General features: G+C 74.7%; 15 protein-coding genes. 12 read left to right on the forward strand and 3 right to left on the reverse strand.

Features of this window, described 5'->3' with window-relative positions:
• Position 1: 1 nt before the first annotated feature.
• Complete coding sequence (locus tag H8838_RS17585; protein ID WP_181311933.1) at positions 2–379, reverse strand: hypothetical protein; 378 nt, start codon at positions 377–379, stop codon at positions 2–4.
• Positions 380–428: 49 nt separating this feature from the next.
• The gene (locus H8838_RS17590) at positions 429–1,754 is read right to left on the reverse strand and encodes a hypothetical protein (protein ID WP_185994464.1); all 1,326 of its coding nucleotides are present in this window, start codon (positions 1,752–1,754) and stop codon (positions 429–431) included.
• 127 nt (positions 1,755–1,881) lie between these two features.
• On the opposite strand from H8838_RS17590, the gene H8838_RS17595 reads away from it, so the two are divergent.
• Together H8838_RS17595 and H8838_RS17600 are read left to right on the forward strand one after the other, a co-directional pair.
• Positions 1,882–2,052 carry a hypothetical protein gene (locus H8838_RS17595; protein ID WP_181311935.1) on the forward strand — a complete coding sequence of 57 codons (171 nt, stop codon included), beginning with the start codon at positions 1,882–1,884 and terminating at the stop codon, positions 2,050–2,052.
• A gap of 110 nt (positions 2,053–2,162) precedes the next feature.
• Positions 2,163–2,684 carry a PepSY domain-containing protein gene (locus H8838_RS17600; RefSeq protein ID WP_185994463.1) on the forward strand — a complete coding sequence of 174 codons (522 nt, stop codon included), beginning with the start codon at positions 2,163–2,165 and terminating at the stop codon, positions 2,682–2,684.
• Between the two features lie 11 nt (positions 2,685–2,695).
• Here the strand turns inward: H8838_RS17600 and H8838_RS17605 are convergent, their stop codons facing one another.
• A complete protein-coding gene (locus H8838_RS17605) occupies positions 2,696–3,904 on the reverse strand; it encodes a PAS domain-containing sensor histidine kinase (protein ID WP_181311937.1) in 1,209 nt (402 codons plus the stop codon).
• 118 nt (positions 3,905–4,022) lie between these two features.
• Here H8838_RS17605 and H8838_RS17610 point away from each other — a divergent pair, with 118 nt between their 5' ends.
• From H8838_RS17610 to H8838_RS17655, 10 genes are all read left to right on the forward strand, one after another.
• Complete coding sequence (locus H8838_RS17610; protein WP_181311938.1) at positions 4,023–5,087, forward strand: type III polyketide synthase; 1,065 nt, start codon at positions 4,023–4,025, stop codon at positions 5,085–5,087.
• Entirely contained in the window at positions 5,084–5,638 is a 555-nt protein-coding gene (locus tag H8838_RS17615) for an isoprenylcysteine carboxyl methyltransferase family protein (RefSeq protein WP_224766231.1), read from the forward strand. Before H8838_RS17610 ends, H8838_RS17615 begins: the two co-directional genes overlap by 4 nt.
• Complete coding sequence (locus H8838_RS17620) at positions 5,631–6,659, forward strand: NAD(P)/FAD-dependent oxidoreductase (RefSeq protein ID WP_181311939.1); 1,029 nt, start codon at positions 5,631–5,633, stop codon at positions 6,657–6,659. The genes H8838_RS17615 and H8838_RS17620 overlap by 8 nt, the downstream gene beginning before the upstream one ends.
• Positions 6,660–6,667: 8 nt before the next feature.
• A complete protein-coding gene (locus tag H8838_RS17625) occupies positions 6,668–7,483 on the forward strand; it encodes a UbiA family prenyltransferase (protein ID WP_185994462.1) in 816 nt (271 codons plus the stop codon).
• Entirely contained in the window at positions 7,480–8,661 is a 1,182-nt protein-coding gene (locus tag H8838_RS17630; RefSeq protein ID WP_185994461.1) for a geranylgeranyl reductase family protein, read from the forward strand. Before H8838_RS17625 ends, H8838_RS17630 begins: the two co-directional genes overlap by 4 nt.
• A gap of 45 nt (positions 8,662–8,706) precedes the next feature.
• Positions 8,707–10,566, forward strand: coding sequence for an N-acyl-D-amino-acid deacylase family protein (locus H8838_RS17635; protein ID WP_224766232.1), 1,860 nt, complete (start codon positions 8,707–8,709; stop codon positions 10,564–10,566).
• 2 nt (positions 10,567–10,568) lie between these two features.
• Positions 10,569–11,246 (forward strand): response regulator transcription factor, encoded by a 678-nt coding sequence (locus H8838_RS17640; RefSeq protein WP_181311942.1) that lies wholly within the window; start codon positions 10,569–10,571, stop codon positions 11,244–11,246.
• Positions 11,239–12,606: a sensor histidine kinase gene (locus H8838_RS17645; RefSeq protein ID WP_185994460.1), complete on the forward strand. Its 1,368-nt coding sequence runs from the start codon at positions 11,239–11,241 to the stop codon at positions 12,604–12,606. Before H8838_RS17640 ends, H8838_RS17645 begins: the two co-directional genes overlap by 8 nt.
• Positions 12,607–12,661: 55 nt before the next feature.
• Positions 12,662–13,174 (forward strand): DUF1360 domain-containing protein, encoded by a 513-nt coding sequence (locus H8838_RS17650; RefSeq protein ID WP_181311944.1) that lies wholly within the window; start codon positions 12,662–12,664, stop codon positions 13,172–13,174.
• 129 nt (positions 13,175–13,303) lie between these two features.
• Positions 13,304–14,002, forward strand: a complete 699-nt coding sequence (locus H8838_RS17655) for a hypothetical protein (protein ID WP_185994459.1) — start codon at positions 13,304–13,306, stop codon at positions 14,000–14,002.
• Positions 14,003–14,005: the final 3 nt, after the last annotated feature.

Consider the following 14,005-nt stretch of genomic DNA (forward strand, 5'->3'; position numbering starts at 1 on the left):
GTCACTCCGGCGGCGTCCACCGGGGCGGCAGCGCGTCCAGGGCGGCCCGGACCAGGGCGGCCCGCCCGGCCACCAGCACCTTGCGCTTGAGCCGGCCGCCGGCCTCGCCGAGGCTCTCCTCCACGGCGGCGACCACCTGGGCGTCGGAGAACGCCGGGCTCGTCCCGTCCGGGACCTCCACGTCGGGCAGTGCCAGCAGCACCGGCAGGAGCTGGTCGCCCAGCCCGTCGAGCAGCTGGTAGCGCTGGTAGCGGTCCATTGACTCCCACACGTCGTCGACCGTGGCCTTGCCCTTGCGCACGTCCTTGCGCCGAGCCGCGACCATCGTCTTGGCCGCCGCGGTCAAGGCGGTGGTGAGCTCGTGCTCGGTGAATCGCATGGCACCAAGGATGCCTGCCCCGAGCGGGCCGGGCACAGCCGGATCGCCCCTAGCGACGCAGCCGCACGGTCGCGCTGCGTTGCGCCGGCAGCCCGTGCTGGGCCGTGAGCACCACCCGGTAGCGCCCCCGCCGCAGGTCCAGGACCCGCTTCTCGGCCTTGCCCCGGGTCGCGCTCCTGGCCACCCGACGCCACGTCGAGCCCACCTTGCGCTGGACCACGAAGCGGTAGCTCACCGCGTTCCGGGCCGGGGTGACCCGCACCTGCAGCTTCGACCCACGATCCACCGCCCGCACCTTCACCCGCGGCTTCCCGGGACCGGACTCGTCGCCGGGTCCCCCGTTCCCCGGGGGCTGGCCGCTGGTGGTGCCCGTGAGAGTGAACCGCTGCCGGTTGAACGGCCCCACCAGGCCGGCCAGGTCGATGGCGCGCACGTCGAACGTGTGCTCCCCCGCCTCGAGCGGTCGGCTGACCGGGCTCTCGCACGACTCCCAGCCCCGCTCGTCCCAGCGGCACTGGAACCGGGGCGACGGCTCGTCGACCGTGAACTCGAACGTCACCGTCCCCGCGCTCGCCGAGGCGCCGGGCCCCCGGACGATGCTCGGCGCGGGGGGCGCCGTGGTGTCGCGCTTGATGTTGACCATCGTGGGGCCGACCACCGTGTCGACGCCCTCCCCGTGGTTGACCGCATAGACGTACACCGGCTGGTCCGCCCACAGGTTCTGGGTGTGGAACGTCAGCGCGAAGCCTCCCGTGATGACGGGCTCCCTCTGCTTGTCCGCCAGGGTGACGAACGGCCCCTCCACCCCCGGCTGGCCGGCACGCCCCCCGACGTACACGTGCACCTGGACGGGACGGAGGTACTCGGACGGGTCGAAAGCGATCCCCTCGACCTGCACCGTCTGGTGGGCGTTGCTCACGACCGAGTCGACCTGCAGGATCGGGTCGGGGTCCCCGACGGAGACCGAGCGCGTGCCGAGGAGGACGTTGCCGCCCGGCGCCTGCACGTCGATGCCGTAGACACGCACCTCGACCTGGCCCCGGGCGCGCACCGAGATCGCCTCGGAGAAACCGCTGTTCGCGCCCACCCCGTGCACCGCCTGGACGTCGGGCCGGGCCTTGCCCGTGCGGATGACGTGGATCTCCTGGTGGCCGGGTGCGATCACGTAGACGTGGATCGGGATCACGGCGGCCGGCGCGGACTCGTCGAATGCCCACCCCCGGACGTTGATGGTCCCTGGGAGGCTGGACGTGAGCTCGTCGAAGCGTCCCACCGGCGAACCGCCGTCGGCCGCGGCCGGTCCAGCTCCCACGGTGACCAGGCCGGTGAGGACCACCGCCAGCACGAGGCACACCTTGGTCAGGATCCGGCTCATCGTCTCCCCCTGCTCCACCTCGCCCCCCTGGCGACAGCGCCGGTCAGGCTAGCGCGGACGGCGATGGAACGGGCGGAGCCTGGGTACCGGAGGCCACGACACCGATCCCGACCGAGGAGAGACAGACGTGGCCACCCCTGACGAGCAGGCCCAGAAGCGCACTCTGCCCACCACGGACCAGCCCCTCAACGGCCCGCGCAAGGGCCCGTGGAAGCCGCTGCTGGTGACGGTCGCGGTCTTCGCGGTCCTGATCGGGCTCTACCTGCTGGGCGTGGCGTTCCTCGTCCCGGCCGACTGAGCGGCCTCGCTGAACGCGCCTTCAGCCGCCTTCAGGTGAGATTCAGCAGGCGTTCGCAGACTGGTGCCATCCCAGTCCGGAGCCGCCGGACGACCTGTGGAAGGAAGACCATGAAGACCCCTCGACTCCCCCGTGCACGCGTTCTCGTCCCCACCCTGGCGGCCGTCGCCGTCCTCGGCGCCGGTGGGGCGTTCTGGGCGACCAGCGCCAGTGCCGACGACCACGTGACCGGCGACCGGCGTGACCAGGTGGCGGCTGCCGCGGAGAAGGCGGCGGGCGGCACGGCGACCGAGGTCGAGCACAGCGACGACCGGGGCACCGCCTACGAGGTGGAGGTCCGGCTCGAGGACGGCTCCGAGTTCGACGTCGAGCTGGACGAGGACCTCGCCGTGCTCCGCCAGGACCAGGACGACGACACGGACGACCGGGACGACGACCGGGCGCTGACCGACACCGAGCGCACCTCCGCCGAGGAGGCGGCCCTGGAGGCGGTCGGCTCCGGCACCGTGACCGACGTCGAGGCCGAGGACGCCGGCAGCTACTCCGTCGAGGTCCGGGCCGACGACGGCACCGAGTGGGAGGTCGACCTCGATGCCGACTTCGAGGTCCTGGACAAGCACGTCGACGACTGAGCGGCAGCACGCTAGGCCGGTGCCACCGCCTGGAACGGCAGGATCAGCTCCACGGTGGTGCCGGCCCCCGGAGTGCTGGTGAGTCCGTAGGTGCCCCCCATCAGCCCGACCAGCTCGCGCAGGATGGCCAGGCCCAGCCCGGTCCCGGCGTACCTGCGGGTCACCGACCCGTCGCCCTGCACGAAGGGGTCGAAGAGCACCGAGTGCTGCTCGGGGGTCACGCCGATGCCGGTGTCGCTCACCTCGACCCGCAGGACGCAGAGCGGGCCCTCGTTGGCGTCGTCGCTCCGGTGCCGGCCGTGCTTGCGGCCGGTCGCGGGCACCTCGCCCACCCGCACCCGCACCCGGCCCCGCGCGGTGAACTTGACCGCGTTGTCGAGCAGGATGTCCAGCGCCTGTGCGAACCGCGGGGCGTCGCCGACCAGCCGGACCGGCACCGGCTCGGCCACCTCGATGGCGAGCGTCAGACCGGTCGCCTCAGCCGCCGGGGCGACCGCGGCCACCGCGGCCACGACCACCTGCCGCGGGTCGAAGGGAGCGGGCTCGGACCTGGCCTCGGCCTTGGACAGGGCGTGGAAGTCCACCACGTCGTCGACGAGCCGCCGCAGTCGCTCCCCGGCACGCTGGGCGGTGGCCAGCAGGGGCGCCCCCGGCGGCGGCAGGTCGACGTCCTCCAGCATCTCCAGCGCCGCGACCATCGCCGCCAGGGGCGTGCGCAGCTCGTGGCTGACGTTGGAGAGGAAGATCGACTTGGCCAGGCTCGCCTCCACGGCCACCCGCCGGGCCTCCTCCAGGTCGCGGAGCTCCTGCTTGCGCGCGGTCACGTCGTCGACCACCCCGTGCACCCCGGTCACCTCGCCGCCGACGACCACCGGGATCACGGTGAGCCTGGTGTCCACGTGCTCCCCGTCGGCGCGGTGCAGACGGCACTCCAGCGTGCGGGGGCGGCCGGCGAGCACCTCCTGGAAGGCGGCGAGGGCACGCTCGTGGTCCTCCTCGGCGACCATGGTCAGGAAGGACATCCCGATCATCTCGGGCTCGGTGTACCCGGCGCGCCGGCAGCCTTCCGGGTTGGCTGCCTGCAGCCTCCCTTCCCGGTCCAGCGCGAAGGCGGCCTGCGGGATGTGGGTGAACAGCGAGCGGTAGCGCTCGCGGGCCTCGGCGGGCGAGGAACGGGCGCTCAGGGAATCGGCACCACGTGGTCGCGCGTCTTCCCTCATGCGAACCTCCCCGCGTGCTCGCCCCCCACCTTCGAGAGTAGGGCTTGGACGGTCGCCGTCCCACCCCTCGAATCACCCCCTGCCTACGAATCCCCCGTGTGGGGTACGCATGGCGACAATGGACATCCTCTCCGTCGCCGGCGCGCTGCCGCCGCACCGTCACCCCCAGGGCGAGATCACCGACGCCCTGGCCCGGGTGGTGGCCCGGGGCGCACTGGACGAGCGCAAGCTGCGGGTCCTGCACGGCAACGCGGGGGTGGACCAGCGGCACCTGGTGCTTCCCCTGGAGCAGTACGCCGAGCTCGGCTCGTTCGACCAGGCCAACGACCTCTTCCTCGAACATGCCGTCGCGCTGGGCGCACGCGCCCTCGAGGACGCGCTCAAGGCGGCCGACCTGCTCCCCAGCGACGTGGACATGATCGTCTCGGCCACCGTCACCGGCCTGGCGATCCCGTCGCTGGAGGCGCGGATCGCGGCGGTCGTGGGCCTGCGCCCCGACGTGAAGCGGGTGCCGATCGTCGGGCTCGGGTGCGTGGCCGGCGCCGCCGGCACGGCGCGGCTGCACGACTACCTGGTCGGCCATCCCGACGACGTCGCGGTGCTGGTCGCGGTCGAGCTCTGCTCCCTGACGATCCAGCGCGACGACGTCTCGGTCGCCAACCTGGTCGCCAGCGGCCTCTTCGGCGACGGGGCCGCGGCGCTGGTGGCCGCCGGAGCGCGCCGCCGCGGGCCGGTCGAGGTGCTGGCCACCCGGAGCCGGCTCTATCCCGACACCGAGCGGACCATGGGCTTCGACGTGGGCAGCACCGGCCTGCGGATCGTGCTGGACGCGCAGGTGCCGGCGATCGTCGGACGCTTCCTGCGCGAGGACGTCGACGGCTTCCTGGCCGACCACGGGCTGACCCGCGACGACATCGGCTTCTGGGTCTGCCACCCGGGCGGGCCGAAGGTGATCGACGCGCTGCGCGACACCCTGGAGCTCACCGACCACGACCTGGCGCTGACCCGGGACTCGCTGCGCCGGATCGGCAACCTCTCCTCGGCCTCGGTGCTGCACGTCTTCGCCGACACGCTGCGCGAGCGGCCACCCACCCCCGGCTCCTACGGGATGCTGCTGGCCATGGGACCGGGCTTCTGCTCCGAGCTGGTGCTGCTGCGGGCGCGCGACGGGAGCGCGGCGTGACCACGCTGACCGCCTTCGTGGTGGTCGTCGCCCTGGTGGCGCTCGAGCGCCTGGCCGAGATGGTGGTCTCCACCCGCAACGCCGCCTGGAGCATGGCCCGCGGCGGCGTCGAGTCCGGCCGGGGCCACTACCCGGTGATGGTGCTGCTGCACACCGGCTTCCTGGTCGCGATGCTGCTCGAGGCGTTCTGGCGACGACCGGACGTGCCACCCGCGCTGGCCTGGTCGATGCTCGCTGTCGTGGTGGCCGCACAGGCGCTGCGCTGGTGGTGCATCGCCACCCTCGGGCGCCGGTGGAACACCCGGGTGATCATCGTGCCCGGGCTGGCGCCGGTGCGGTCCGGGCCCTACCGCTGGTTCCGCCACCCCAACTACGTCGCGGTGGTCGCCGAGGGCGTCGCCCTCCCGCTCGTGCACGGCTGCTGGATCACCGCCCTGCTCTTCACCGTGGCCAACGCGTTCCTGCTCCGGACCCGGATCCGGGTGGAGGACGAGGCGCTGGCCACGCTGCCGCCGGACTCCGAGCACCGCCCCGACCAGGCCCATGCGTGACCTCGTGGTCGCCGGCGGAGGCCCCGTCGGACTGGCCACGGCGCTGTACGCCGCCCGCGCCGGCCTCGACGTCGTGGTCCGCGAACCACGGGCCGGGGTGGTCGACAAGGCCTGCGGCGAGGGACTGATGCCCGGCGCGGTGGCCCGCCTGCGCGAGCTCGGGGTGCACCCGGCGGGGCAGCCGATCACCGGGATCCGCTACCTCGACGGGCGCGGGCGCACCGCGGAGGCACCGTTCCGCCGCGGCTCCGGACTGGGCGTGCGCCGCACCACCCTGCACGCCGCCCTGCTGGACCGGGTCGAGCGCGCGGACATCCCGGTGGAGCACACCGCGGTCAAGGCGGTCGTCGACCGCGAGACCCACCTGCTGGTCGACGGCAGTCCGGCCCGCTACCTCGTGGGCGCCGACGGTCTGCACTCCCCCGTACGCCGTCTGGTCGGCCTCGGCGGCACCCCCACCCGGAGCCGCCGCTACGGCCTGCGCCGGCACTTCGCCGTCACCCCGTGGAGCTCGCACGTCGAGGTCCACTGGGCCGGCGGCGCCGAGGCCTACGTGACCCCGGTGGGCCCGCACCAGGTGGGCGTCGCCGTGCTCAGCGCCGAGCGGCTCCCGTTCGAGGTGCTGCTGGACCAGTTCCCCCGGCTGCTCGACCGGCTCCGGGACGCCGACGGGGCGGGTGCCGTCCGCGGCGCCGGACCCTTGCGTCAGCGGGTGACCGGGCGGGTCCGCGGCCGGGTGCTGCTGGTCGGCGACGCCGCCGGCTACGTGGACGCGCTCACCGGCGAGGGGATCGCCCTGGGGACGGCGCAGGCGGAGGCCGCGGTCCGGGCGATCACCGCCGACGACCCGGCGTCGTACGCCGTCAGCTCGCGGCGGCTGGGCCGCCGGCACGAGCTGCTCACCCTCGGCCTGGTCACCGCGACCCGGGCAGGTCCGGTGCGGCGGATGATCGTGCCGGCGGCGCGCCGGCTGCCCCGCGTCTTCGCGGCCGCGGTCGACCAGCTGGCGAGGCCCCAGTGACGAGTCCAGTGACCGCCCTGCTGCGGGCCTCCCACCCCGGCCCCGTGGTCGCGGTCACCGTGCTGGCCGCGGCGCTGGCGGTCGCCGAGGGGCTCTCGCCCGGCCGTACCGCGCTGGTCGCGGCCGCCGTGCTCACCGGCCAGCTGAGCATCGGCTGGTCCAACGACCTCCTCGACGCCGGGCGCGACCGGGACGTGGGCCGCCGCGACAAGCCGCTGGCCACCGGCGAGCTCTCGGTCGCGCGGGTCGCCACCGCGTGCCGGGTCGCGGTGGCCGCCACCGTGGTGCTCTCGCTGGCGTGCGGCTGGCTGCCGGGGCTGGTCCACCTGGTCTGCGTCGCCGCCGGCTGGGCCTACAACCTCAGGCTCAAGGCCACCGCCCTCTCCTGGCTGCCCTACGCCGTGGCGTTCGGCGGCCTCACGGTCTTCGTCGCCCTCGCCGGGCCGGACGCCGCCCTCCCCCCGGCCTGGGTGCCGGTGGCGGGCGCGATGCTGGGGGTGGGCGCCCACCTGGTCAACACCCTGCCGGACCTGGCCGACGACGCCGCGACCGGCGTCCACGGGCTGCCGCACCGGCTCGGCGCCCGCGGCTCGACGGTGGCGGCGGCGCTGGTGCTGGTCGCGGCCTCGCTGATCGTGGCGGCCGGGGTGCTGGCGACCGGGGACGAGGCGACCCGGTCGACGGCCTGGCCGCTGGTGCTGGGCGCGGTCGCGGTCGTGCTGGTGCTCGGCGGGGTCGCGCTGCTCGCCGGGGGCCGGACCCCGTTCCGGGCGGCGATGGCGATCGCCCTGGTGGACGCGGTCCTGGTGGTGGCGGCGCGATGAGCGGCTCGCCCACCCCCGCCTGGGACCTGGCCGTGGTGGGCGCCGGGCCGGCCGGGGCCACCGCCGCCCTGGCGGCGCTGCGGCACGCCCCGCACCTGCGGGTCGCGCTGCTGGACCGGGCGGACTTCCCCCGGGACAAGTGCTGCGGGGACGGGGTCGCCCCGCACGTGCTGGACGTGCTCGAGCCGCTCGGGGCGGGAGACGTGGTCTCCGGGTGGACCCCGCTGAGCCGGCTCGACCTGGCCCGGGGCGAGCGGGTGGTGGGCAACCGGATGGCGCGCCCGGTGCACGTGGTGCCGCGCCGGGTGCTCGACGCACGGCTGGTGGAGCACGCCACCGCCGCCGGCGCGACGCTGCTGCACCACCGGGTCCGCGACCTGACCGTGGGCCCGGACGGCGTCCTGCTGGACGGGCGGCTGCTGGCCCGGGTGGTGGTCGGCGCGGACGGGGCGCACTCGGCGGTGCGGGTCGCGGTGGGCGCGGCGGAGCGCAGCCCGCAGGCGCTGGCGATCCGGGGCTACGCGCCGGTGACCGCCCGCCTGGCGCGGCGCCAGCTGATCCGGTTCGGCGACCGGCCGCAGCCGGCGTACGCCTGGGCCTTCGACCGCGGCGACGGCCTGGTCAACGTGGGGTACGGCGAGCTGGCCGGCGACGGTGAGCCGCTGAGCCGTGCCCTGCTGCTGGACCAGCTGGAGCGGCTGGTCCCCGGTGCTGCCGCGACCGGGACCGACTGGCGCGCCCACCACCTGCCGCTCTCCTCGTGGGGCTGGGGGCCGGAGCAGCCCGACGGACCGGTGCTGCTGGCCGGCGACGCCGCCGGGCTGGTCAACCCGATGACCGGCGAGGGGATCTACTACGCGGTGGCGACCGGCGCCCTGGCGGGCGTCTCGGCGGCCCGCGCGCTGGGGGCCGGCGCCCCGGACCAGGCGGGCCTGCGGCACCGGACGGCGGTGCGCGGGCTGCTCGGCCGGCACCTGCACCACACCTGGACCGCGGCCCGGCTGACCCGGGTGCCGGCCGTGGTCGACGCCGGGATCCGGGCGGCCGCCGCCGACCGCCGGGTCTTCGACCAGCTGGTCGAGCTGGGACTGGGCGACGGACGGATCACCCCGCGCCTGGCCGGGCGCCTGGTCCGGCACCTCCTACCGACCCGAGCACCAGGGTCTCCGGCCCGTTGACACCCGCCCCGGGCCGCGGTTCCATGCACCATGCCGTCCGACGATGTGAGCCAGAGCACACTGCGCGAGATGCGCCCGTTCGACACCGTGATCCGTCGGGCCCGGTGGTTCGACGGCACCGGAGCCCCCTCGGAGGTCCGTGACGTCGGGCTGCGGAACGGGCGGGTCGAGTCGGTCTCCGCCCAGCCGCTGGACACCACGGGCTGCCCCGACGTGGTCGACGCCGACGGGCTGTGGCTGCTCCCCGGGATGATCGACATCCACACCCACTACGACGTCGAGGTGCTCCAGGGGCCGGCCCTGGTGGAGTCGCTGCGGCACGGGGTCACCACCGTCCTGCTCGGCTCCTGCTCGCTCTCGACGGTGCACGTCGACAGCGTCGACGCGGGCGACCTCTTCGGCCGGGTGGAGGCGATCCCCCGGCAGCACGTGATCGAGCACGTGCAGGAGCAGAAGACCTGGCACGACGCGGCCTCCTACGTCGAGGCGCTCGAGCGGCTCCCCCTGGGACCCAACCTGGCCGCGTTCCTGGGCCACTCCGACGTGCGCACCGCCACGATGGGGCTGGACCGGGCGACCCGTGACGACGTCGTCCCCACCGAGGCCGAGCTGCGCCGGATGGAGCAGCTGCTGGAGTCGGCGCTGGCGGCCGGCTTCGTCGGCATGTCGGCCCAGCAGCTGCTCTTCGACAAGCTCGACGGCGACCTGTGCCGATCACGCACCCTGCCCTCGACCTTCGCCAGGAGCCGGGAGATGCGCCGGCTCCGGTCGATCCTGCGCCGCCGCGACCGGGTGCTCCAGGCCGGGCCGGACGCCTCCCACCCGCACACGATCCTGGTGCAGGCACTGCACTCGATCGGCCTGCCCCGGTTGGGCCGGCGCCCCCTGCGCACCAGCCTGCTCTCGGCGGCCGACCTCAAGGCCATCCCGTTCGTCATCCACCTGATGCGCGGCCTGGCCGGCACCGTCAACCGGCTCGGCGCCGACTTCCGCTGGCAGCACCTGCCGGTCCCGTTCGAGGTCTACGCCGACGGCGTCGACCTGGTGATCTTCGAGGAGTTCGGCACCGGCGCCGCCGCCCTGCACCTGAGCGAGAAGATCGCTCGCGACGAGCTGATGCGCGACCCGGCGTACCGGGCGGCGTTCCGCAAGGACTACGAGGCGAAGTACTCCCCGCGGGTGTGGCACCGCGACTTCTTCGACGCCGAGATCGTCGCCTGTCCCGACGCCGACGTGGTCGGCAAGTCGTTCGGCCAGGTCGGCGTGGAGCGCGGCGGGCAGCACCCGGTCGACGCCTTCCTCGACCTGGTGATCGAGCACGGCACGGCCGTGCGCTGGCGGACCACGATCTCCGGCCACCGGCCCCAGGTGCTCCGCAAGATCGCCGCCGAGAAGGGCGTGCAGATGGGCTTCTCCGACGCCGGTGCCCACCTGCGCAACATGGCGTTCTACAACTTCGGGCTACGGCTGCTCAAGCACGTGCGCGACGCCGAGCGGGCCGGCGAGCCGTTCCTGACCATGGAGCGGGCGGTGCACCGGATGACCGGCGAGCTCGCCGACTGGTACGGCATCGACGCCGGCCACCTGCGGCTCGGGGACCGCGCCGACCTGATGCTGGTCGACCCCGAGCGGCTCGACGACTCCCTCGAGGAGTACGCCGAGGAGCCGTGCGCGCAGTACGGCGGCCTGTCGCGGATGGTCAACCGCAACGACGCGACCGTCCCGCTGGTGATGGTGGGCGGCCGGGCGGTGTGGCGCGACGGCGCCGCCACCGAGGCGCTCGGCCAGGAGCGGACCGGCCGCTTCCTGCGGGCCGGCACGCGGTCGGCCGAGCCCCGGACGACGCCTTCAGCGCAGGTTCAGCAGGCCCAGGCGAGAATGGGAGCCCCGACCCCCGGAGGCTGACCATGCGCGTACTCGTCGTCGACGACGAGCAGCGGCTCGCGCGCTCGCTCAAGGTCGGCCTCGAGGCGGAGGGGTTCGCGGTCGACGTCGCCCACGACGGCGTGGACGGGCTCTGGCTGGCGCGCGAGCACGACTACGACGCAATCCTGCTCGACCTGATGCTCCCCGGCATCAACGGCTACAAGGTCTGCGAGACGCTGCGTCGCGAGCAGAACTGGACCCCGGTGCTGATGCTCACCGCCAAGGACGGCGAGTGGGACCAGGTCGAGGGCCTGGACACCGGCGCGGACGACTACCTGACCAAGCCCTTCTCCTTCCCGGTGCTGGTCGCCCGGCTGCGCGCCGTCGTACGCCGGGGAGCCCGGGAGCGGCCCACCCAGCTGGAGGCCGGCGACCTGCGGCTGGACCCCGCGGCCCGCCGTGCCTGGCGCGGGGAGACCGAGCTCGACCTGACCGCCCGGGAGCTCTCCCTGCTCGAGCACCTGATGCGGCACCGCGGCGACGTGGTCTCCAAGCGGCAGATCCTGGACGCCGTGTGGGACGTCGACTTCGAGGGCGACCCCAACATCGTGGAGGTCTACGTCCGGCACCTGCGCAACAAGATCGACCGGCCCTTCGGGCGGGAGGCCATCCAGACCCTGCGCGGCGCGGGCTACCGGCTGGCGAGCGACGGTGGCTGAGCGCTCCGCCCGGTCGTCGGTGCGGGTGCGCACCACCGCGGCGGCCACCCTCGTCGTCGCGCTCGCGCTGCTGGTCGGCGCGATCGCCCTGGTCTGGCTGGTTCGCGGGTCGCTCCGCGACGGCCTGGAGGCGACCGCCACCCAGCGGACCGCCGCCCTGGCCCAGCAGGTCGAGGCCTCGGGGCTCCCCGCGCCGGGCGAGGACGACGGCGACCTGGACGACGACCCTGACGACCTGGACGAGGACGAACCCCTCTGGCAGGTCCAGGACGAGGAGGGCCGGGTGCTGCGCTCCTCCCAGCCCGGCCTGCCCGCCCTCCCGGCCTCCGACACCGCGCGGGTCCGGGTCCCCGGCACCGACTCCGACTACCTGGTGGCCACCGAGGACGTCGAGCTGCCGGGCGACGGCGAGGACGCGGTCGTCGTGGTGGCGGTCTCCTGGGAGGAGGTCGACGACTCGATCGCCGCCCTGGTGCCTCCCCTGGTCGTCGGCCTCCCGCTGGTGCTGCTGGTGGTCTCCGGGGTCACCTGGCTGGTGGTCGGGCGGGCGCTCGCACCGGTCGAGCGGATCCGCCGCGAGGTCGAGCAGATCACCGGCGACCGGCTGGACCGCCGGGTGCCCGAGCCCCGCTCCCGCGACGAGGTGAACCGGCTGGCCCGGACGATGAACCTGATGCTGGGCCGGCTCGAGGGCTCATCGGAGCGTCAGCGGCGGTTCGTGGCCGACGCCTCGCACGAGCTCCGCTCCCCGCTGGCCTCGATCCGGCAGACGGCCGAGGTCGCGGTGGCCCACCCCGACGCGCTGCCCGAGGGCGAGCTGGCCGAGGCCGTGCTCGCGGAGTCGGTGCGGATGCAGCACCTGGTCGAGCAGCTGCTCCTGCTCACCCGAGACGACGCCGGGGCCGCCCTGGTCCGGCGCGAGGTGGACCTCGACGACCTGGTGCTGGCCGGCGTACGTCGCTCCCGGCGCGAGGGAGTGACCGTGGACGCCTCGGCCGTGGGCGCGGCCCGGGTGCTCGGCGATCCCGTCGCGCTCGGCCAGGTCGTGCGCAACCTGCTCGACAACGCGGTGCGGCACGCCCGGAGCCGGGTCACGGTCGAGCTGCACCCGGCCGGACCCGGCGGCCGCGAGGTGGTGCTGGTCGTCAGCGACGACGGCCAGGGGATCCCACCCGAGGAGCGGGAGCGGGTCTTCGAGCGGTTCGTCCGGCTCGACGAGGCCCGGGCCCGGGACGCCGGAGGCAGCGGCCTCGGCCTGGCCATCGTCCGCTCGGTCGTCGAGGCCCACGGCGGGTCGGTCACCGTCCAGGGCGGCGCGCGGTTCGTGGTCCGGCTTCCCGGCGTGCCCGACGCGGGGTGAAGCGGGTGGGCACTGGGTACGCACCGGAGGCCGCACCGACGACCCGAGGAGCACCATGGACCTCTCCGCCTCCCTGGCCACGAAGCTGCCCACGCGGGCCTACGACCCCGACGGCGAGGTCAACCTCGCCGGCTTCGCCGGGAGCATGCTCTCCTACTCCGCGATGGTCGGGCTGGTGGCGGCGGTCGCCCGCGCGCGACCCGGCACGGTGCCCGAGCGCTACGACCTCCAGGACCTGGCGCTGGGCGGGATCGCCGCGCACAAGCTGACCCGGCTCATCTCCAAGTCGTCGGTCGCCAGTCCGCTGCGCGCGCCGTTCGTCGAGTTCGACGAGCCGGCCGGCTCCGGGGAGCACGTGGAGCACCCGCGCGACGACGCCGGACCGGTGCGGCACACCATCGGCGAGCTCCTCACCTGCCCGTTCTGCCTCGGCGTGTGGGTGAGCACGGCGTACGTCGCCGGCCTGACGTTCGCGCCCCGGGCTACCCGCGCTGCGGCCGCGGTGATGGTCGTGGTGTCCGCCTCGGACTTCCTCCAGCACGCCTACGCCCGGCTGCGGCAGGACTGACCGGCGGGCTTCGTCTTTGTCGATTCCCGCCCCCTCCGGCCCTCGGGCAGGCTTCACTGGCCCCCCGCGGGACCACGACGGTCTCGCCGCGCGCCCGTCGCGCAGACCAGACCGAGGACGACACAGCGCATGACCGAGACGCCGCACACCTGGAGGGACATCGCCAACGGGCGCTTCGACGTGGAGCCCAAGCCGCTCCCGTCGTACGAGGCCCCGCAGGAGGACGAGCTTCCGGGCCCCGCCCCCGAGGCCCCTGCCCCCGCGCCGGCCGACGCCGGGCGGCGACGCACCTGGCCGATCGTGGTCACCGTGGCCCTGCTGGCCGGAGCGGCCGGGTTCGCCGGCGGCGCGACCCTCGACCCCCTCGACCGGGGCAGCGACCGTGAGGCCCGCGCCGCCGAGCTGCGCGGCCTCGAGGACGACCTGGACGCACGCGAGGCCTCGCTCACCGAGGACCAGGCCGACCTGGCGAAGGCGCGCAAGAAGGTCACCAGGCAGCGGAAGGCCCTGACCCGCCAGGAGAAGGCCGTCGCCACCCGCGAGAAGGCGGTCGCCGAGGCCGAGCAGGAGCTGACCGACGGGGGCACCGGCACGGACGTCGTGGACACCGACGGCGTCTTCGAGGTCGGCGTCGACGTCGAGGCCGGCACGTACGAGGCAGTGGCCGCGAGCGGTGACTGCACCTGGGTGCAGACCGACGACGAGGACAGCGCGGTGCCCCCGGGCGACGAGCAGACCGCGGCCGAGGGCGAGACGATCACCATCACCCTGACCGACGGCGGGTTCTTCCGCACCACCGGGTGCGGCGAGTGGGTGGCCCAGTTCTGACGG

The sequence above is a fragment of the Nocardioides campestrisoli genome (assembly GCF_013624435.2).
Lineage (GTDB): Bacteria > Actinomycetota > Actinomycetes > Propionibacteriales > Nocardioidaceae > Nocardioides > Nocardioides campestrisoli.